The sequence below is a fragment of the Vibrio gallaecicus genome, from assembly GCF_024347495.1.
In the GTDB taxonomy this organism is placed as follows: domain Bacteria; phylum Pseudomonadota; class Gammaproteobacteria; order Enterobacterales; family Vibrionaceae; genus Vibrio; species Vibrio gallaecicus.
The window spans coordinates 1,598,148-1,618,732 of record NZ_AP025491.1; the positions used below are offsets into that span (position 1 = coordinate 1,598,148).

Sequence of the window (20,585 nt, forward strand, 5' to 3'; positions counted from 1 at the left end):
CGAGTTAAAGTGGAATCACATACCTTTAAATAAGGTTTGAGATGAACGGCTTACCGGTAGTTTTCTACCTTCAATATGAACCAACATTTGCCCGGAAAAGTCTTTTTTCACTTTTTGAATAGACGATACTTTCACTACTGTAGAACGATGAATTTGCCAGAATTCATCTGGATTAAGCTGACTAAGAAGCTCTTTTAAAGAAGTTCGTATAATGAACTCTTGGAGCTTTCCGTTTTCATCTTTTTTAAACACAGAGACATATTTATCTTCGGCTTTAAAAAACAACACATCATCAATAGAAATTAAGTGAAGATCATCACCTACGTTCGCTTTCACCCAATTTAAGTACTGTGGTGCTTGAGCCGGTTGCGAGAGTTGCTGTATTTGCTCCATCAAAGCCGCTAAGTCTGGTGCCTGTATGGCGGAAGCAGATAACGATTCATTTTGTTGAGAACCATTTATTGGAGAAGAATGTAAACCGACAAGCCTCGATTGCAACTTCTCACAGGTTGCACTTAAACGAGCCTCATTAATTGGCTTGAGTAAGTAATCAACCGCATTTTGTTCGAATGCTTTCACGGCGTATTCGTCATAAGCAGTGATAAATACGACAAGTGGAGGGGAAGGTAGCGCCTGCAATTTCTGGGCGAGTTTCATGCCGTCAATTTCAGGCATTCGAATATCGAGAAATGCTATATCAGGGTTGAGGGTTTCAATGTCTTGTAATGCTTTTAATCCATTATCGACGCAAGAAACGATGTCTAGTTCTGGCCACACTTCCGCTAATGTTTTATCTAGATGTCGCCTAAGCAATGCTTCATCATCAGCAATGATTGCCGTCACGTTTTTTGGTTGCTCAGCCCTAGCCATGCTTGTCATTCCTTTAAATTCACACTGTAAATTGCTCGATTAAATAGGCAGCGATAACGTAGAAATTACACCACCAGTACTTTGCTCTTTGATAGACATACTTGCCTTACCTTCAAACAAAGTTTCAATTCGTTGTTTTATGTTACTAAGCCCCACACCATGCCCAGTAGTACTTGAGCTAGGTTCAGGATTCAACCCTGCGCCATTATCAGAGACTTCAATCACCAGATGCGAATCTTTGCGAGTAATTTGAATAGACACATTACCACCCACAGCCCTTGGTTCAATACCATGTGTTAGTGCATTTTCAACAAGAGGTTGAATCAAAAACGGAGGTAGAATCTGATCATCAGATATCCCTTTACTGTTGATAGAAAACGTTAACCTTTCACCCAGTCGAATTTTTTGGATTCCGAGATAAGCGTTAATCAAAGCTAGCTCTTGTTCAATAGTAGATTGCTCATTTCGGCTGTTTTTTAGTGTCACTCGTAATAACTCTGTCAGCTTCTCAAGCATAAGCTTGGCTTTGTCATTATCAGTTTCAATCAATGCGCTTATAGTCGCTAGCGTGTTAAATAAGAAGTGCGGCTCAATTTGGCTTTGTAATTGTTTGAGTTGACTTTGAACCAACGCTTTATCTTGATCGGCTTGTCTTCGTTTCGCAGTTTCTAGGGCATTTTCAGCCACAAGCTTTTGTTCTTTTGTATAAAAGTAGTAATAACAAATGGTACAAAAAACAATACCAAGTAACACTACAGATTTCATACCTGACTGGCTGTCATCTAAATATTCATCCAACCAAAATCGCGCGTTCAGCGTCCCGACAATCAATGAAAAAACCATAGAGGTCGAAGCTTCAAGTAACTTTGAGATATTCGGAAATAAGCGGACAATGACGAATGAAGACAATATTGCGCTATAACCAAAACCAAAACTGATTAATAAGTGATGTGCGATCCCACCTTCCCAAACCGTTTGTGTGGTAAACGCAATTAATACACAAAACAAACTAGTCAGTAATACACTTTTGATCCACGGAAAGTGCTTAGGTTTGATTCGTTGAGAAATGTTAAGTGCCATTAGAATCGTCCTTTGATATTTAAAATGAATATATGGCTATCTGGTAGGTTGGCGTAAGCAGAATCACCTTTACCAGCTAAAAAGCGTGCAGCAAGTTCCAAATCAACCGAAGATGATCCGCTATCGACCATTTGGTAGTTGATCCATTGAGTCACAATAAAACCACCATCTTCAGGCGAAATCAGCACATCTAAGGTTGGAGTCACATTGCTTAGCCATCCCCACGAATCACCTTGAGGTGTTTCATTCATGCCATCTGAAAAAATATGCGCCCATGCAGTTGAGTCTAATGTCCAATGAAACATGAGGTTATGCTGAACAATATTGGCGTGCTGATAACCCTGAGCATAGGAACCAGCCAGTGTGGCGGTTGCTGGGTTACTTTTTAATAGCGTTGCACTGTTGATTGCTTCTTTCCATTCAGAGCCGCTCCATGCTCGGCTATCAAACCAGTATTCAAGAATAATGCTATTGCCGATTTCATTCGCCCACGTTAAACCGACAAGTGCTTGATAAGCCTCATCCTTCTCGGATAACGTTACAGCCTGTAGGTTATTTGGTTGTGTCTTGGGCTGCAGATAGCCAAGGCTGTGGCGCTGATACACCGCTGAACCATGAAACTCCCAAGCAAGATCCAGTACAGAAACCACACTTGCCCCAAGTAAGCCATGCCTAACGTCATCATAATAAGCGAGCCATTGGTATTCATGCTCTCCAACTAAGCCGTAACGGCGTATACCAAACCCTTGCTGTTCACTTTGTTGTTCTAATTCGTTGGTGTATTGAGAGTCGCTGTCATGAGATGTCCAAGAAGAATCACTATAAATAAGCGTCCACTCCCCTAGCCCATCAAACGAAGAAAGAGAGAACACGCCAGCCCCTTCTTCCGCCACAATTCCAACAGGGTTACGGCGGTAAGGTTTAATCACATCAAGTGGGCGATAACCATAACCGACTCCCCAATCTAAACGAACTTTACCCAAGGTTACATCGAGATAGTGATCACCAAGCCAGTCAGTCGATAAATCCCATTCACCTTGCCAAAATAGCTCTCGAATAATGAACTCAGCCTCAAAGTCCGTTTGTGATGCCCCATAAGTAGAGTTGCTATCAATAGAGGTGAAATGAGAACTATGGCTGTATAAATCGTTACCTTTAATCGCAAATAGCCCAAGCCAATTTTCATAACCGACTTCTAAATCAAGCAACGCATTCACTGATTGGTAGCTATGCTTGCTTTGTAAGCTAAACGGCGTTTCTCTGGATTGTGTGGTATCCGCACTGATTTGCCAGTCCCACGCCAATGTCACTTCTTGATCTGTTTGAGTACCTCCATGATAGACAGCTTCATGATAGACAGACTCGGCATAAGCATTCATGCCAACACTTATTAAGCTCAATAAGCCCAAAGAACGAACCTGTTCCCATGCTTTTTTCATATACGTTTCCATACGACCAAACATGATTAAAGCCCTGACACACTATTTCGTGATAGGTAAGCTGGGTTATAGAACTTATCCTCTAGCTTTTGTTCTGAGATTTCCAGGTACTCAATTACTGTCTTTTTATTAGGTTGGATCTTATCAAGTAGCGTCATCGCAACGACACTTGGCAATTCATTGCGTACACCTTCTTCAAACCACGCTTGTTTGGCTATTTTCCCTGAACGTAAGTACAAATCAGCTTTAATAGGAAAGGCTCTGTCGACACTCACCCATAAATCGATGGTTTGATAACTTGCCCCTTTGGTTTTCGATATCAACTTCAATTGATGCGCTTGTAAGCTTTCACCAGAAGGTAAAGTTAGGCTTTGCTGTTTCACCCAAGAGCCTTGGTAATCTTCACTCCATGTCAAAGTCGATATGTCCCCTACCGACGCTTCACCCAATAGTTTTTGCATTGGTGTAATACGAATAGGACGACGGCTTTTCGGCATCAATAGCCAGTAGTTATCTTCTATCATGAGCATTTTTTGCCCCGCCTCTACTGCGGATTTAAACACAACTAATGATTCTCTATTTGGGCGCGTATATACATTGTACTGACGCGTTTTGTCCAATTGCCCGCTTTCGTATAAGTTGACTAAGGAAATTACCTTTGAAGCCGCTTCTGAGTTGAGTCGGTAGCGATCTGCTTTAGCGATCATTTCAGTTACTGTTTGCTGGTCTAAGCTTTGTGATGCATTCGCGATGTTACCGATGAACAAAAACACTATAAAAAAGCTGCGAATCAGGAAACGTTGAGAGCGTCTTATCTCTTTGAAGTTATACATACACTAGTGCCTCTGTAATGGGTTTATTCACGCCTTTTCTTGCAGAAAAGTAAGCCGCCGTTAAGCAAATCAGCATCACACACAAGGTTGCTGCACCAACCAACTCAAATGAGAAATAGATATTCAGAGGATAACCTTCTGACCTTCCCGGTGGTGGTGGCATTTGAATATCAACCACCAGTAACAATAAGCTGACGAGCGCACTGGTTATCGCGCCTACAGCACTGCCTATCAATGCCAATAGTCCCGCTTCTCTTAAGAAGCCAGAAACAATTTCTGATGGATAACTGCCAAGCGCTGCTAAAGTGCCTATTTCACGAGTACGCTCGGTCACCGACATGGTCATGGTGTTGAACAAAGACACAAAGACGACCAATGCCATCACAGCGCCCATGATCCCGAAAATGCGGTCATACAGATCTTTCACTTTGGTATAGAAAAATGCGCGATCTTGCCAAGGAGTGATCTCGATCTTCTGTGAGCCAAGATCATTCAAGAAAGGAGGGGCAGACAATTTACTTTCCAAACGGGTTTGCACTGAGTCCGTCAAACCTGTCTCAAATAAGAAAACTGATAAGGTACTGACTTTATCTGATGCCAGAAGTTCTTGAGAACTGGTTACATGAATATATAGCTGGCGTTTATCTAGATCAGGAACACCTGTTGAGTAAATCCCTTGTACTTTGAAGTCGAAAGCGTTCAATGCGCCGTCACTGGTGGTTGCCAGTAAAGTCACCCAATCACCGACTTCCACTTTAAGGTTACGGGCTAAATCAATACCCAACATAACTTGCGGTTCTTGAGAATCATATCGAGGTGAATTCACATCTGATAGCGTGCTGCCGCTGCGAACGTCTAAGAACGGTCCTTTCATATCAAATTCACGTTCATTCACGCCCGTACCCATGAAGATATTCGTCTTGGTACCATTAGACACCAAACCACTGAAATACACTCTAGGCTGCACACCACGTACATCTGTATCACCAATGATGTTTTGAATTAACGCTTGAGCACTATCTAAACCATTACTCAGCGGCATCTCCTCATCTTGCTCAAAGTATCCAGGTACGCTCAAAGTTAAATGTCCGGTATCACGAGCTGTTGATTCACGTAAAGACTCGTAGGTGTATAAGCCATACCCACCAGCACTGGTTAACGCAAAAACAGCAATTGCGATAATTAAAACCGACAATAAACTTCGGCGACCATTACGCAGTAAATTCAGCCAAGCTAAGCGTATAGGAGCCCAAACCGTTAATGCTTTCATAACACCGCCTCCAACTTAGGTGAGTTTTGTAATTGTGCTCCTAGAAGTTGACCATCCAACAATTCAATCACTCGATCACAGCGCTCGGCCATTCGAGAGTCGTGTGTCGCAACCACAAAGGTTGTCCCCATCTCATGACCGAGTTCTTTCATAATATCGATCACCATGTTGGCTGTATGGCTGTCTAAACTCGCTGTAGGTTCATCAGCAATAACCAATGTAGGTTTATGTATCAAAGCTCTCGCAATCGCCACTCGTTGCTGTTGCCCACCAGAAAGGTTATCTGGACGATGGTGGATGAAGTCACCTAAACCAACACGCTCTAGCATGTCGATTGACATGGATTCCTGCTGTGCTTTATCCAGACCGTTTAACATAAGCGGGTAAGCCACATTTTCTAGAGCGGTCATCACAGGTACTAAGCTGAATTTTTGAAATACAAAACCCAGTTGCTGACGACGGAAGGTTGCAGCCGCGATTCGTTCTTTCGGATAAGGTTTATTATCCAAAGTGATTGCCCCTTGATAGTCCATATCCAGTAAACCTAATATGTTAAGTAACGTACTTTTTCCTGAACCAGAAGGACCACACAAGGCCACCATTTCGCCCTTTTGGATAACCCCGTCCACACCTTGTAGCGCAGCCACAGTTTGAGTACCTAACTGGTAACTTTTCTTAATTTGATTGAATTGAATCATGCCGCTTCCCTCTAGCTCTTTGGACTTCATTCTGTGATTAGCTTTGTGAAACTGCTTTTTCGACTAAGGCTTTTGCTGTCATGGTTTCAATATTTGAATCATCTTGCGTTTCCATTTCAGCTAACCATTCTTTTGCTTGCTTCATATCTTCAGCTCGAATCGCAGCTTCAATTGCATAGCGGTAAACCCATGAAGTGGCAGCAAAGTGCTGTTGGCGGAAATTATCTTCAGCTAGTAGGGCAATAAATAGGTCATAACCACGCTCAAAGTGGTTAAACATGTCTGGAAGTGATGAATAAGTAACAGCAGCCATAGCTCGGGTCAGGTACGACTCTGGTAAGCCTTGAATTCTCTCTTGTTCATGAATTGGCGTTTCAAAATCACTCAACAAGTGCAAAGACTTATCAATGGTCGCTAGCCCTTTTTCTACAAACTTCATTTTATTCCAAGGTAAAAAAGCATCTCGACCCATTAAGGTTTCAGTACTACCTAGATAAACCAAGGTAAGAGGCGTCGCCCCTTCTTTTTCTAAAGTTGCATTCAATTGCTCGTAAGCCACATCAACCAAATCTTCATCACCTTGAGCAGCTTGGTTGTAAATAGAAAGCGTTTCATTATTGGGATTCGCATTCACCGTAAATGGCGCGACAAAAAGTACCAATGCCGCCAAACCTAGCACTGGTACTTTAAGCGCAGAGCTCAGGGAGTTTTTTACTTGCTTGAAACTAGAAGTAGTAGAGAAGGTCGTTGTTTTCGAAGTTAGATGTGTCATAGCTGCGGTTCCTTTCATAAGTTGACGATGAAAGGTTAACCGTAAATTGTCATGGATAAAGTTGAATGCGATGAAAGGTATTTAATCGGCGTGAATGGTCATCAGTCAGGGTAAACGGAAATTAGAGCGCTTAGTTGGATGGAGGAAAATGGATTGAAGCTAGAAAGGAGCATGGATACATAGCACCAAGATTAAACAAAACAATGGCTGTACAAACAGCCATTGTTATTATGAGTTAGCGCTGCAATTTATTCTTAAATACTTAAGCTTAGTGATGAATCATTAATATTCGACTTAACCATCGATTAAAAAATCCTGATTCAAATACACTATGATCAGCTAGGCTTTTGATTCTGCTGTGACAGCTTTCATCAATACAGAGGTATCCATACGCCCTTCACCTGATTCAGATAACGCTTTATACGCAGCCATCGACTTTTCTGTTAGCGGTAAACGCACACCTTGACGTTGAGCTTCATCTAAACAGAAACCTAGGTCTTTGATCATCCAATCAATAGCAAAACCGAAATCGAATTTGTCTTGTGCCATGGTCACTGCACGGTTTTCCATCTGCCATGAGCCAGCTGCACCATTTTTAAGGCAATCCACCAATGTCGGAATATCTAGACCTGACTTTTCAGCTAAGATCAAACCTTCAGACAAACCATTCAACACACCCGCAATGCAGATTTGGTTGACCATTTTGGCACGTTGCCCTTGCCCTACACTGCCCATCAAAACAGAAGATTTACCATACGCTTCAAAGATAGGTTGTAGTTCATTGAACAAGGCATCATCACCACCACACATGATCGTTAAAACACCGTTGTCAGCGCCTGCTTGTCCGCCAGAAACTGGCGCATCCATAAAACGAACACCGACTCCTTGAGCTGCTTTATCTAACTCTTCAGATAACAAAGCTGACGTAGTTGTGTGGTCAACAAGAATCGCCCCAGGTTTCATTTCAGCTAAAGCACCAGTTTCACTGTTCGTCATGCTGCGAACGTCATCATCGTTGCCAACACAAACCAATACCACGTCAGCTTGGGCAACACACTCAGCCACGCTCTCAGCAGCTTTACCTTGGTGTTTATCAGCCCAGTCTAGCGCTTTGCTGTGAGTGCGGTTAAATACCGTAACTTCAAAACCGGCTTTGACTAAGTGACCTGCCATTGGGAAGCCCATAACGCCTAGCCCGATAAAACTTACTTTCATTTCTTTCTCCTTTTATTTGACCAAGTCATCGCTATGAAAAGATCGAACACTCTCAATCAATGCATCAATAAGCAGGGTCAAAGCCTTTGGCTGATATTTTCTTTCTTTGTACACTAAATACGCTTGGCGATCACCCCGATGGTACTCAGGGAGCACTTGAATCAAATTCATCTCAGGGGATATGTGGCGAAAAGGTAATGAAGCAAGCCCCAAGCCTTTTTGCGCTGCGGCCGCCACCGCATGAATATCGTTAACGATGAACTTAGGTTTAATCGTGATCATCTGCTCTAGGCGGTCGGATTTGTAGAGCGGCATATCAAACACATCATCGACGTTAATCCAGTCTTGCAGCTCTAGATCGTCCGGCTTTTCTATTGTCTCACGCGAATCTAAGTATTCTTGGCTCGCGAAAAATCCGTGCTTGGCTTTGAAAAGTGGCCGAGCAATCATGTCTTCCATACCCGAGATCTTAAACGTGATCAGCAAATCACGATCAGTCTGCGGAATGAGTTGTTGCTGGCTCAAGGTAAGGTCGAGTTGAACGTTCGGGTATTGAGAGAGGTATTGCTCTACAGTCGACCGTAGAAAGCCACTATAGAAATTATGAGGCACTGCGAGCTTTATCTTGCCTTGAATAGCATCACGCTCTTCCAGCAAGCTATTAAAGCCGTAATGAATCGACTCCATGCCACTGCTCAGTGCAGCAAAGGCCGCCTCACCATCTTTGGTGGCCACCAGCTCACGACCTTTCTTTTCTAATAGCCGTATATTGAGACGTTCTTCCAATGCGGTTAACCGACGCGACATGGTCGACACAGGCAGTTGCAGCCGCTTCGATGCAGACAGCAAAGAGCCTTCTTCAACCACAGCACAGAATAAGAAGAGATCATCAATGTTTCCAAATATGGAATTCATACTTCTACATATGCCTATTTTTCTCACTAATGGATAGATGTAACCTTATCTCATCAACAACAGAAAATCACGGGAGAAACATAATATGAACAACAAACAATTTTGGGTAACCGCGATTTTATCCTCTCTGACCATGGCGACTATCATGTCTGGGGTAATTTCTGGCTATAAAATGGGATTCAGCCACGAATGGCCACCAATCTGGCTACAAAGCTTCTTTCTTGCTTGGCCGTGTGCAATCGTGCTCAACCTCACCGTGCTCCCTTTGATTAGAAAACTATCAGCATGGATTTGTCGCCCGAGAACGCTTTGCCAACCTAAAATCACGGAACAATGATCAAGGGGCTATCCGTTCAAAGAACCATGTCACAGACAAACGCCTGAATTACACCCATAAAAAAACCGAGCACTAGGCTCGGTTTTTTGTATTCTGCATTCTACTCACAAGAGCAAAGCTATCAATTATAGATTGATATTACTGCTCAGCGTTATGGTAAACCTGCTGAACATCATCACAGTCATCTAGCATATCTAAGAATTTCTGGAACTTCTCAGCATCTTCTTCTGGGATTTCAACGTGGTTTTGAGGTACGAATGTGATCTCTTCAACATCCAGAGTTAGCTCTGGGAACGCAGCGTTTAGTGCAGTCTTAGTTTTAAAGAACTCAGTCGTTGGAGCAAATACAGTGATCACACCGTCTTCTAGCTCAACGTCAGTCACGTCGATGTCTTCCATCATCAGAGTTTCTAGAATGATTTCATCATCTTCACCTTTGAACTGGAATACAGCTTGGTGAGCGAACATGTGAGAAACCGTTCCTTCAACACCAATTTTCGCGCCAGTTTTTACGAAACATTGGCGAACATCTTGGAATGTACGGTTACCATTATCTGTTAGGCAGTCAACGATTACGCTAGTGCCACCTGGGCCAAAACCTTCGTAACGAGCTGGTTGGAAGTCTTCACCACCGCCGCCATTCGCTTTATCGATCGCTTTGTCGATAACGTGTGCTGGTACTTGGTCTTTCTTCGCTTTAGCAATCAGGTGCTTAAGAGGTAGGTTCATGTCTGGGTCAGAGCTGCCGTTCTTAGCCAGTACGTAAATCTCTTTACCGTATTTAGAATAAACTTTAATTTTTGCGCCTGCAGTTTTCGCCATAGAGGCTTTGCGCACTTCAAAACTTCTTCCCATCGGGATGTTCTCTCTAATTCAATTAACGGGGCAAATTCTAGCAAAAAGCTGTGTCATTTCAATTCAACAGCCTTGCTGAGTAACAGAAAGCCGCAATTATGCGACACCCATTACTCGTTTGTATTTATCTACAGACTGCTCAAACCAAGCCTTTTCTTCTGGATCACCTAGCTTCATTGCTTCTTCAACAATGGCTTCAGGGCCACATTTAGCTTGCTTCAATTTCCATACAAGAAATGATGCTTGCTTATCCAGTTCGATTTTATTTTTCTCACTGGGCGGAAGGAGTGAAAGGTTGATAGACATTGCTAGCCTTCGTCTGTAATACACTTGGTCGGGAAATATAGCACATAGCCACCCAGTAAAACCAACATATTGAGCACAATCTCAAGGCTTAACCCTTAATGCTAGGGGATGAATCAAAGTTAGTTATTAATTTTTGAATCTTTAGCGGATCCCGTGCTCGTTCTTACCCGTTAGTATTTCTAAATCCGGTATATAACGGCGAACCACCTCTTTTAAAGCATTGTGGTTCACAGGCTTGGCAAGAAATTCATCCATACCGACATCAAAACATAAGTGCTTATCTTCCATGACAACATTAGCGGTTAGGGCTGCAATAGGAGTCGGTTTACGCCCGCTTGATGACTCTAGTTGGCGAATCTGTTTAGTGGCTTCAAAGCCATCTAACACAGGCATTTGGCAATCCATGAAAATCATTTGATAGTCATACAATTTATACATATCTACGCCAATTTTACCATTCTCAGCAATATCGACGTGTAAGCCAAGCTTGGTTAACATCATTTTAGCCACCTGTTGATTAACTAACGAGTCCTCAACAACCAACACTTTATAAGCTTCCTTTTCCTGTGACGGCTCTGAAAGTGGATGAATGTTACTGTTCTCAATGGAATCATTAACAGATTTTTGCTTTTTAATGGGGGTAAATACATCTGTTCTCGATGTCCCAGATCTAGGCGTTTCAACTTTTGGGACCTTGGCTCTTGGCGTCTCAGATCTTGTCGAAACAAAGGTAGCCGCTCTATCGTGAGAGTGAGAAAGGTGGTCCTGCGTATACTGAACTTCAATGTTTTCTGATAGTGCTTTTCGGATGAGCCACTTGAGCTGGTTGTCTTGGTATGGCCGAGCCAAATAAGCGACAAAGCCAACTCGTTTTGCCAATTCTTCATCACGGGTCTCTGGACATGCTGACACCATAACTAAACGTGGGCATTGCGATTTAAATCGATTAATTAAAACTTTAGCAAGTTCAAAACCATCCATTCCAGGCATGACTTTATCAATTAAAATTAGATCATAATTCTTGTTATCTATGATGGACTGCTGAACCAAGTCAACCGCTACTTTGGCGTGCTCGCAGCACATAGAACTGGCACCAAATGATTGCAATTGTGATGACGTAATACGCATGTTGAATTGGCTGTCATCCACCAGCAATACCGATAACGATTCAAAATCGACGTTTCTTTTACCTAAGACATCACTCGAGTCAAAATCAATCGTGAAGTAAAAAGTACTTCCTCTATCCTCTTCACTGATGACTTTCAGTTCTCCTCCCATTAACGCGACGATTTTCTGGCAAATTGCGAGCCCTAGCCCTGTTCCGCCATAATTACGGGTCGTGCTGCCATCGGCTTGCTGAAACTTGTCAAATACTGACTGAATCTTATCTGACGCAATACCAATACCGCTGTCTATCACTTCAAAACGAATACTCACTCTGCCCATATCAACGGGCTCTTTATCCAGCTGCATGTGGAGATGTACGTAGCCACTTTCGGTAAATTTAATGGCGTTGCCGACTAGGTTATTGAGTACTTGTCTTAGCTGAGTGCCATCTCCACTCACCATACAAGGAATACGATGATCGACAGTCAATTTGAACAACAACCCTTCTTGTTCGGCTTTTACTCTAAAAGTGGATTCAACGTCAGCAACAATATCGGCAAGTTTTAAAGGTTCATATTGTAACTCTAACCGCCCAGCTTCAATTTTAGAGAAGTCGAGAATGTCGTTAATCAAGTCCAACAGAGTGAGTGAAGAAGTGTTGAGCATCTCAATGTATTCTTTCTGCTCTTCAGGCATGTCCATATCAGAAAGAAGTGAAGAAAGCCCTATTATCCCATTCATTGGAGTTCGAATTTCATGGCTCATATTGGCTAAAAATTCACTCTTGTTTCGGTTGGCATTTTCAGCCACTTCACGGGCTTTTTCTAATTGTTCATAATGCTTACGCACTTCTTCTATCGATTGATTGTAGTTGTTTTCTAAAACGGTAATTTCATCATAGTAATGAGACTTAGAGGGTTTCAATAATACTGGTTTATTACCTTCTTCAAAATGACGAATTTCGGAGGACATTGCCATCAAGCGTTTTACGACTAAGTGGTAAACCACTGACAAACAAACAATAGAAAGAAGGAAAATTTTAATGGCTTCAAACAATAATAAAATGCCGATTCGCTGACCGAAGTCTTGCAGAATCATACTTAAATCCGACTCAACAGTAAGAGTCGCAAGGTAATACTCTTTTCCGCCCATCTCATAAACCATATCCCATGATTGAGAGTGCGACTGCTCCGCAGGTGAAGTACCAAGGTCAACTAAGGTTTCATTCTTATCTTGGATAAATACATGACTAACAGCTGGTAAACGAAATATCCCTTCAGCTTGAACTAAAAGTTGATCTCTATCTTCCACCCATAAACTAGAACTTAGTCCGGAAAGGTAACCGGCTTCAACCTGCTCAATTTGAGAGCTGATGTACGAAACTCGATTTTGATATTCAACATATAAGCTTAAAGCTGTCACTATTACCGTAAATAGGGTACTGATAACAATGATGACTCCCAGTAACTGGCGAGATAATCCTACATAGCGTCTATCCATTTTCACCATACTTTAGTACCTATTTCTATCTCAAACATTATATATTCAACTAGTATTATAGTAGTAAATCATTAACTACTCAGGGAAGGTTATGCACAAATCCATTATGATCACTTCATTAGTCAGTTTATTCTCAAGCTATGCTCTGATGGCTTCCGAATCCGTCCACTATTACGTGATAGCAAACCAGGCTCAACCTTTTCAAATCGAAACTAATGGTAGTGACCACAGCGGAATGGTGACTGATATTGTTCAAGCGGTCTTTCAAGGTTCACAGTATGAATTGGAATACCACACCTACCCTTTTAACAGAATGATCACATTATTAGAATCTCAACAACAAAATAACTGGATAACCTATGGTAGCCCTACCTGGGGGAATATTCAGTCTAGGAACTTGTCTGACATCCCTATTTACAATGTAAAACACACATTATTGAGCAGCCAATCTAAACCTTTTGATTTTGAAAACATGGATGATCTAGAAAACAAAGCCGTTGTATTGTTGTTAGGGTTTGAGTACCCGAACCTTGACCCCTACTTTCAGGAAGGGCAGATAGAAGAATTAAGAGTTAAGGACTACACAGCAGCCTTCCGAGTACTAAAACGAATTCCGGGAGACACCGTCTTCGTTGAAATGGAATCGCGAGTAAAATATAACTTAGCGCAGCAAAACTTAGATCCAAGCACCTTCCAACTTCAAAACTTTGATTCTGTCATTCCTAATTATCCCATTCACCTTGCTTTTGATCCTCAAATGGACCCAGAACTACAAAGCTTTATTAATCAGCGACTCGTTGCTCTCAAAGCAAATGGTAAATTGGATAGGATCGTTCAACAGTACTGATAAATGCCATGACATAAGCGTCATTTTTATTATCAGAGAAACAAAAAAGCCCCACTCCAGTTTGGGGCTTTATTTTACGTTCTACCTAGGCTTTGAAATAACTAATGACTAGCGGATTTTTAAATAACTAGCGGACAAAGCTCTCATCAAACATATGCCCTAACTTTTCTGCTTTCGTTTTCAAGTAGTGGTTATTGTGCGGATTATTCCCTTCTTGTAGAGCAACACGCTCCACCACGTTTATGCCTGACTTCTCCATCGCTTTAACTTTTCGAGGGTTATTTGTCATAAGGCGTACAGAGTTAATATCCAAGAAGCTCAACATACCGCGACAAAAAGAATAATCTCTCATGTCTGCCTCAAAACCCAACCTCTCGTTTGCTTCTACTGTGTCTGCCCCATCATCTTGTAGATGATAAGCCCTTATCTTGTTAATCAGCCCTATTCCACGCCCCTCTTGCCTCAAATAGAACAAAACTCCACTACCAGCTTCCACTATGTTTTCCATCGCTCTAGAGAGCTGGAAACCGCAGTCACAACGGGCACTAAATAAAGCATCACCAGTTAAACATTCAGAGTGAAGGCGTATAAGTGGTGAAGCTTGTTCAGATAAATCACCGTAAACTAATGCCAAATGCTCTTTACCCGTTGCCCGCTCAACAAACCCATACATTTGAAATGTACCCCATTGAGTGGGGAGCTTGGCTTTATCAACAAAATTCACATGATTGAATGGCTCGGTTTCTTGGAGATTTTGCCGAATATCCATAAGAATATGACCCAGCTTATTTTGCCCCGAGCCGTCTCCTCCATCTCCCCAAAAAGAATCAATATGCGAATGCTCTTTAATGACCGAATCGCCCGTACTGGCAAGTAAATGCGAAAAGTATCGATTTTGTTTAAACTTTTCCGTGACAATAAAACGCATTACGTCCACTTTAATTTCATCCCACTCGTTACGAACTTGATCTTCATATTGACGGCTTAAGATAAACGCATCTTCCGGGGAAGCGGCATAATATATTTTTTGCCTCAGTTCAGAAGAAGCAAATTTCATTGCCTGATAATAATGTTCACTCGTTGCCCAAACTTGATCATTCACTTCAATGGGTGAACTGGCGAAATTTGAAAGGTAACCGTTACTATCTTCTGGTTCATAGAAAAGTACATCGCTTGACATAGCTGACTCCTAGCACAACAAATAGTGTAAAACCTATGCAGTAGGTTTTATATTAATAGTTTTCATTTTAAAGCTAGTGTGGGGAATGATGGGTGTCAAATTGAACGGCGAATATAAGAGGTAGAGGCTAAGCAAGAACTTTACATTTTCAGACATTATGGCTGGTGGTGATCATTTATCTAAGTGATTATCATTAATTAATATGTAATAAAAAGGGCGGCTTCCTGCCCCCCTGTCAAATAAACCAAACAATCATTAAACTCAGGAAATTTAAGCTTAATGAATCAAGCCTAACTCACGCGCTTCTTCAAGGCTCAATCCACTTTCACGGATCTCTCTGAGCGCTTCAATGCGGCGACGAGCTTCTGCTGACTTCACCTGTTTTTCTGGTTTTAGGGATATCTGTTCATCCGCATCCCATTTGTTTGTTATGTTTGTCATTTCATCATGGTTGATAGAATTAATGGACATATTTTCCTCCGAAAGCACCATGTAATGGACAAGTAATCTGTAGCAAATGCTCATTCGGTTGTTAAGAAAATCTGTACCAAAATGTGATGATTTCGACTGTTCGCAAAGCGAAATAATAATTTCATCAATTATACTTTGCCAAAGCCATTTTCTAGAATTACAGTTAAAAGATTCCCCGTCGAAAAAGTCATTTGATCCAACTCTCATTTCTCAAGTCATCCTTCCTGTCTTTATTTGAAAATTCCTTACATTCTCTAAAAATATTTACGAGTCAGTTCAATATTTTTTAGTTGCTCACTTCTCTTTAAAGTCACAAAAAGATAATGATAATAATTATCATTACATTAAGAGTAACTTCAATGACTGCTGAACTCACCCCCCCTCCACTTCTCGATGTGAAGAACCTTTGTGTCGACTACATTACCGATGATGGCGATTTCAACGCCGTTAAGTCAGTAAGCTTTTCTATTGCACCTGGCGAAATATTTGGGCTTGCAGGCGAATCTGGTTGTGGAAAAAGCACGATAGCTTTTGCTATCAACCGATTACACAAGCCGCCAGCATTTATTTCAGGCGGAGAAATCATCTTCAATGGTTGCGATCTGCTGAAACTGTCTGATTCATCACTTAATACCTTGCGTTGGAGTGAAATTGCCATGGTATTCCAAAGCGCGATGAACTCTCTCAACCCTGTTCTTCCAATTCAAGAGCAGTTTGCTGATGTATTACGCCACCACCAAGGCATGAGTGATGAACAAGCAAAAGACCGCGCAGAAAAGCTGTTGGATCTCGTCAATATACCTCGCCACCGTCTTACCGAATATCCACACCAATTCTCTGGAGGTATGCGTCAAAGGCTAGTCATTGCTATCGCTTTATCGCTCAATCCGAAGTTGATCATCATGGATGAACCCACGACTGCGCTTGATGTGGTTGTACAACGTGAAATCTTGCAGCAAATCTACCAATTACGTGAAGAATTTGGCTTCTCAGTATTATTTATTACTCACGATTTAGCTTTAATGAGCCAATTGTGCGATCGCATTGCCATCATGCGCTACGGAGAAATCGTAGAAGTGAACAAATCTCATGAGATCCGAAATAACCCGCAGCATGCCTATACACAAAAGCTGTGGAGTTCATTCCCTAATATTCACGAAACTAAACAAGCAATCGCTAGCTAGGAGCTCACATGACGCAACCAATAATGCAAGTTAAAAACCTCGTCAAAGAATTCACAGTCGGCGGCGGATTAGGAAAAGAAGACATATTCAGAGCCCTGCATGGCGTTAGTTTCGATCTTTACGCAGGTAAAACCCTAGCTTTGGTCGGTGAGTCTGGCTGCGGAAAAAGTACCTGTGCAAGGTTGATGACAAAAGTATACCCGCCTACAGAAGGCGAAATTTTGTTTGAAGGCAAAGACATTCGCGAACTAAATAAGCGAAAAGACGTGTTGGACTACAGAGGAAAAGTACAAATGGTATTTCAAGACCCATTTGGCTCTCTTAACCCAACTCACACAATAGAACACCACCTTACTCGACCTTTAAAGATTCATAAGCAAGTCAATGGCAATGCGCAATTACAAGACCGTTTACTTGAATTACTGACGCTGGTGGAGCTGCCTAAAGAAACGTTATCTAAATACCCACATGAATTAAGTGGTGGACAACGACAACGTGTGAACTTGGCACGTGCATTAGCAGTTGGTGCAAAAGTCATCCTAGCGGATGAACCAACATCGATGCTCGATGTATCCATCCGATTAGGTGTATTAAACCTCATGCAACGCATGAAGAAAGACTTAGGAATAGGTTTTCTATACATCACACACGATCTCGCGACCGCCCACTACATCGCAGAAGAGACCGCTGTGATGTACAAAGGGCAAATTGTCGAGTGGGGTTCAACGGAATCTATTTTGACGAACCCTCAGCACCCTTACACAAAATTACTGATCTCTGCGGTACCCGATCCTGATTTACCATTTGGCGAACTTGTTAAAAATGAACCAAACTATTCAATAGACGCAGATGTAATTCGAGAACAAAGTGGCGTCGTTCAAGAAAATGTTCATCAAGTTAATGAAAATCACTTTGTTAAACAGTGGGATAATGTCGCATGAATGATCTAGATGCATGGTTAGAAACGATCAGTGCTTGGTATAAAGACCAGAAGCATGATCAAGTATTAGCACTACAACCTTTGATCTTAAATCCGCCGGAAACCGTTTGGGGACCAACGATTACAGATCAACAAAGCAAAGGCATTGCTTGCTGGCTTGATGGCTGTTTGCGCTTACATACTTTCTACCTGCATCATGATTGTGAAAAAGCATATCAATACCTCATGCTGGCATACAGTAAGTTGCAATCTGTATGTTGTGACCCAATGGCAGAACAAGGCTTGAAAGAATGGTGTGTAAAGCGGATACAGCATCTGTGCGTTTTAGCGCTTGAATTTAGTAACCAACAACGAGACACCACTTGGCAAAAAGAATCGGAAAGTTTGATCGAATCACATGTGAAATTCATGGCTTCGATTTCTTGGAACGATGATCAAGTGATGCCTTCAGTAAGATCGCACTAATTAAGGAAGCATGATCATGGAGCATCGTGATCATGCTTCATAATACTCATATGATCATCACCTTGAATTTTAAGCAAAAAAAAGCGAGTTCATTAAGAACTCGCAAAAATCAATTCAGTATGATGTAACAATATGAGCCAATCTATTAATCATCAGAAAGGACAAAAAGGTTGTCTATTCGGGATAAATAATAACCAGCCAGCGGGCTGGCTATGTCAGTTCATTGTCAGCGTTATGTTCAATTATCATCAAATCTTGGATTTAGCGGTTAATGACCAATCGCGACTTCATCTAAAGCTAAAAAGACGTTTTCATCTAAATGGCCTTCATAAACTTGTTTACACACTTTACGTCGAACCGCTAAGCCAGAAATTAAACGCTCAATAGATAAATGCTTATTTGAACTTCGGTCGTTATACAACTCAATCACCTTGCTCAAAGTTTCGTAACTTAACACTTCACCATCAACTCTAAGCCAATCAAGCTTCTCAACTAGCTCTGTGCATTCGTCTTTGATTGAAGCATGTGAATGCCCTGTCATTGCTGACAATGCCGTTATACTGCGTTCTAGGGCTTCTGCTGACGTGTATTTGGATAGAGTAATCATTATTTCATCCGCATTAATTTCAACAGAGTGCTTACGTAATTTAACGCGGCGCCCTAGCTTCCCTCTTGGAGAAGGTGCTTTACGCTGAATAGGCTCAAACTCACCATCAATAATCTCCGAAAGTTCCTCTAGTTTCTGTTTAGAAACCATTTCGTTTCGTAGTGGGTTTGGCAGCGTCGGAGCCATATTTCTCTTACCTGCGTTCGTGGTACGAGCACGAGAATAACGCAATACCTCTTCAACGTTACATTTGATATCTACCTGATAATCCGTCGTTTTTCCTTTATCACTTAAAGTATTGATCGTTAAGTGGTAGCCCCAAAGGTTAACCTGGAAATGCTCAGCGGTGATTTCGACTTCCCCTAACTTTCTTAATTCTCGAATAAGATCCATAGAAAAACGGCGCCAATCGATATTACGAGCAAGTTTTTGATTAAGTTCACTTAATAACATGCTATCTGAATGACGGCGTGCCATTCGGCTTCTGAAATAAGAATACATTTGGAAAACAAGCGTATGTTGCTTAAGAATTTCAGGTGGAAATAAGAAGAAATAATCTCTTGTCAGCAGCTCTTCATAAAACGACGGTTCCCAAACCAAGATATATAGGTTTGGTTTAATGCGTATTTCGCCGTCAGCGCCTTCTGTAGGGGCTTCTTCTGATGCAGTGATAGTACGGGCTAGAAATCTAAAACGATCGCTCTTAAAGCCCTCTGGCATGTTTTCACTTAACCAGCGTCCTGTTAGCTCATGTAATTGAAAATCAGTAAATTCAATGCGATCAATACTATCGCGAATCGAGTCACGTGCAGGACCACTGTCTTTTTTGCCGCGAAGAGACAAAATATCAGTGATATACAAAGGTGTTTTATTTGGTGTGTGCTTAGCGTCTAGGTGATAATCGTCTTGATGGTGATCATGATATTGAACAGTAAGCGTAAACAACGCAAACAACGTCATAAGATCATCAACAGTCATAATATTTTTAGAAGATCGTGTCTCGATCACAGCTCGAGTTCCAGAGATCGAAACCATCGACTTTTGGTAATTCTTACGAGTTCTTGGTGGAGCAAGCGCTTGATCAATGATTCCAGCCCAATTTGTAGGAGAAACAATAAATTGGTCTGCTTCATCTTTCATTGAAGGTGGTGTGTTTAAGCCATGTTCTGTCAGTAAACGCTTGTTAACTTGCGTTTGAGCCAATGCTTTTGAGCGTTTTTGCTTTTCTGATTGTTTTACTGATTCAGTAACTAAGCTTGTTGCTCCCAATACAGATATAAGCTGGCTAGGATTAACAAAACGGTGAAGCATGGTTTTACCAGCTAAACCTTCTTCAAATCTAACAGGATGTTGTTTAAATAAACCAATGTTTACCGCAGCTCTTAATCGTTGCTGAAGTGCCGCTCGGGTAACTTGCCCATCCGTTGATTCAATTATTTCTGTTGTAGAAACATAGCCATCTTTGCTACTGAAGCCACGTAATGAGATTAAATTGAGTAATTCTACGATGCTTTTGGTGACACCTTTGAAATGCTGATATTGATCAATCCACTCCACAGCTGCTTCAGATACTTCAAACAGGTGGCCATCTTTATGGCTGCGGGCTTTTATTAATAATTTGTCTTCAGGTTTCATTGTTGATCCGTATCACACTAGCCGTAATATCACTATAGTTCCTGAAGGATAAAGAAATT

The 20,585-nt window shown here is 41.7% G+C and carries 20 protein-coding genes; 5 read left to right on the top strand and 15 right to left on the bottom strand.

What is annotated here, in order from left to right:
* Positions 1–15: 15 nt before the first annotated feature.
* The 9 genes from OCU78_RS21995 to OCU78_RS22035 form a co-directional block, all read right to left on the bottom strand.
* Positions 16–870, bottom strand: a complete 855-nt coding sequence (locus OCU78_RS21995) for a LytR/AlgR family response regulator transcription factor (protein WP_137371785.1) — start codon at positions 868–870, stop codon at positions 16–18.
* A 39-nt stretch (positions 871–909) separates the two neighbouring features.
* On the bottom strand, positions 910–1,950 hold the full coding sequence (locus tag OCU78_RS22000; protein ID WP_137371786.1) for a sensor histidine kinase: 1,041 nt from the start codon (positions 1,948–1,950) through the stop codon (positions 910–912).
* Positions 1,950–3,329 (bottom strand): hypothetical protein, encoded by a 1,380-nt coding sequence (locus OCU78_RS22005; protein WP_240701692.1) that lies wholly within the window; start codon positions 3,327–3,329, stop codon positions 1,950–1,952. The genes OCU78_RS22000 and OCU78_RS22005 overlap by 1 nt, the downstream gene beginning before the upstream one ends.
* A gap of 86 nt (positions 3,330–3,415) precedes the next feature.
* Complete coding sequence (locus OCU78_RS22010) at positions 3,416–4,165, bottom strand: outer membrane lipoprotein-sorting protein (protein ID WP_372265973.1); 750 nt, start codon at positions 4,163–4,165, stop codon at positions 3,416–3,418.
* Positions 4,166–4,214: 49 nt separating this feature from the next.
* Positions 4,215–5,492, bottom strand: a complete 1,278-nt coding sequence (locus OCU78_RS22015; RefSeq protein WP_137371788.1) for an ABC transporter permease — start codon at positions 5,490–5,492, stop codon at positions 4,215–4,217.
* A complete protein-coding gene (locus tag OCU78_RS22020; RefSeq protein WP_137371789.1) occupies positions 5,489–6,190 on the bottom strand; it encodes an ABC transporter ATP-binding protein in 702 nt (233 codons plus the stop codon). Before OCU78_RS22020 ends, OCU78_RS22015 begins: the two co-directional genes overlap by 4 nt.
* A gap of 37 nt (positions 6,191–6,227) precedes the next feature.
* Complete coding sequence (locus tag OCU78_RS22025) at positions 6,228–6,962, bottom strand: hypothetical protein (RefSeq protein WP_240701683.1); 735 nt, start codon at positions 6,960–6,962, stop codon at positions 6,228–6,230.
* Positions 6,963–7,301: 339 nt separating this feature from the next.
* On the bottom strand, positions 7,302–8,177 hold the full coding sequence (locus OCU78_RS22030; protein ID WP_137371790.1) for an NAD(P)-dependent oxidoreductase: 876 nt from the start codon (positions 8,175–8,177) through the stop codon (positions 7,302–7,304).
* Positions 8,178–8,189: 12 nt separating this feature from the next.
* The gene (locus OCU78_RS22035) at positions 8,190–9,092 is read right to left on the bottom strand and encodes a LysR family transcriptional regulator (RefSeq protein ID WP_137371791.1); all 903 of its coding nucleotides are present in this window, start codon (positions 9,090–9,092) and stop codon (positions 8,190–8,192) included.
* A gap of 85 nt (positions 9,093–9,177) precedes the next feature.
* Here OCU78_RS22035 and OCU78_RS22040 point away from each other — a divergent pair, with 85 nt between their 5' ends.
* The gene (locus OCU78_RS22040) at positions 9,178–9,429 is read left to right on the top strand and encodes a DUF2798 domain-containing protein (RefSeq protein ID WP_137371792.1); all 252 of its coding nucleotides are present in this window, start codon (positions 9,178–9,180) and stop codon (positions 9,427–9,429) included.
* Positions 9,430–9,567: 138 nt separating this feature from the next.
* Here OCU78_RS22040 and OCU78_RS22045 read toward each other — a convergent pair whose 3' ends face one another.
* From OCU78_RS22045 to OCU78_RS22055, 3 genes are all read right to left on the bottom strand, one after another.
* Positions 9,568–10,284, bottom strand: a complete 717-nt coding sequence (locus OCU78_RS22045; protein ID WP_137371793.1) for a YebC/PmpR family DNA-binding transcriptional regulator — start codon at positions 10,282–10,284, stop codon at positions 9,568–9,570.
* 96 nt (positions 10,285–10,380) lie between these two features.
* Positions 10,381–10,590: a DUF3283 family protein gene (locus OCU78_RS22050; protein ID WP_137371794.1), complete on the bottom strand. Its 210-nt coding sequence runs from the start codon at positions 10,588–10,590 to the stop codon at positions 10,381–10,383.
* A 141-nt stretch (positions 10,591–10,731) separates the two neighbouring features.
* Positions 10,732–13,206 (bottom strand): response regulator, encoded by a 2,475-nt coding sequence (locus OCU78_RS22055; protein ID WP_137371795.1) that lies wholly within the window; start codon positions 13,204–13,206, stop codon positions 10,732–10,734.
* Positions 13,207–13,288: 82 nt separating this feature from the next.
* On the opposite strand from OCU78_RS22055, the gene OCU78_RS22060 reads away from it, so the two are divergent.
* On the top strand, positions 13,289–14,044 hold the full coding sequence (locus OCU78_RS22060; protein ID WP_137371796.1) for a substrate-binding periplasmic protein: 756 nt from the start codon (positions 13,289–13,291) through the stop codon (positions 14,042–14,044).
* A gap of 127 nt (positions 14,045–14,171) precedes the next feature.
* Here OCU78_RS22060 and ribA read toward each other — a convergent pair whose 3' ends face one another.
* Together ribA and OCU78_RS22070 are read right to left on the bottom strand one after the other, a co-directional pair.
* Entirely contained in the window at positions 14,172–15,224 is a 1,053-nt protein-coding gene (gene ribA, locus OCU78_RS22065) for a GTP cyclohydrolase II (protein ID WP_137371797.1), read from the bottom strand.
* Between the two features lie 276 nt (positions 15,225–15,500).
* A complete protein-coding gene (locus tag OCU78_RS22070; RefSeq protein WP_137371798.1) occupies positions 15,501–15,695 on the bottom strand; it encodes a PA3496 family putative envelope integrity protein in 195 nt (64 codons plus the stop codon).
* A gap of 359 nt (positions 15,696–16,054) precedes the next feature.
* On the opposite strand from OCU78_RS22070, the gene OCU78_RS22075 reads away from it, so the two are divergent.
* From OCU78_RS22075 to OCU78_RS22085, 3 genes are read left to right on the top strand one after another with little or no spacing between them, the layout of a single operon-like run.
* The gene (locus tag OCU78_RS22075) at positions 16,055–16,879 is read left to right on the top strand and encodes an ABC transporter ATP-binding protein (protein WP_137371799.1); all 825 of its coding nucleotides are present in this window, start codon (positions 16,055–16,057) and stop codon (positions 16,877–16,879) included.
* Positions 16,880–16,887: 8 nt separating this feature from the next.
* Positions 16,888–17,820 (top strand): ATP-binding cassette domain-containing protein, encoded by a 933-nt coding sequence (locus OCU78_RS22080; RefSeq protein ID WP_137371800.1) that lies wholly within the window; start codon positions 16,888–16,890, stop codon positions 17,818–17,820.
* Positions 17,817–18,284 carry a transcriptional regulator gene (locus OCU78_RS22085; RefSeq protein WP_137371801.1) on the top strand — a complete coding sequence of 156 codons (468 nt, stop codon included), beginning with the start codon at positions 17,817–17,819 and terminating at the stop codon, positions 18,282–18,284. Before OCU78_RS22080 ends, OCU78_RS22085 begins: the two co-directional genes overlap by 4 nt.
* 268 nt (positions 18,285–18,552) lie before the next feature.
* On the opposite strand, the gene OCU78_RS22090 is transcribed toward OCU78_RS22085, so the two are convergent.
* Entirely contained in the window at positions 18,553–20,526 is a 1,974-nt protein-coding gene (locus tag OCU78_RS22090; RefSeq protein ID WP_137371802.1) for a replication initiator protein RctB domain-containing protein, read from the bottom strand.
* Positions 20,527–20,585: the final 59 nt, after the last annotated feature.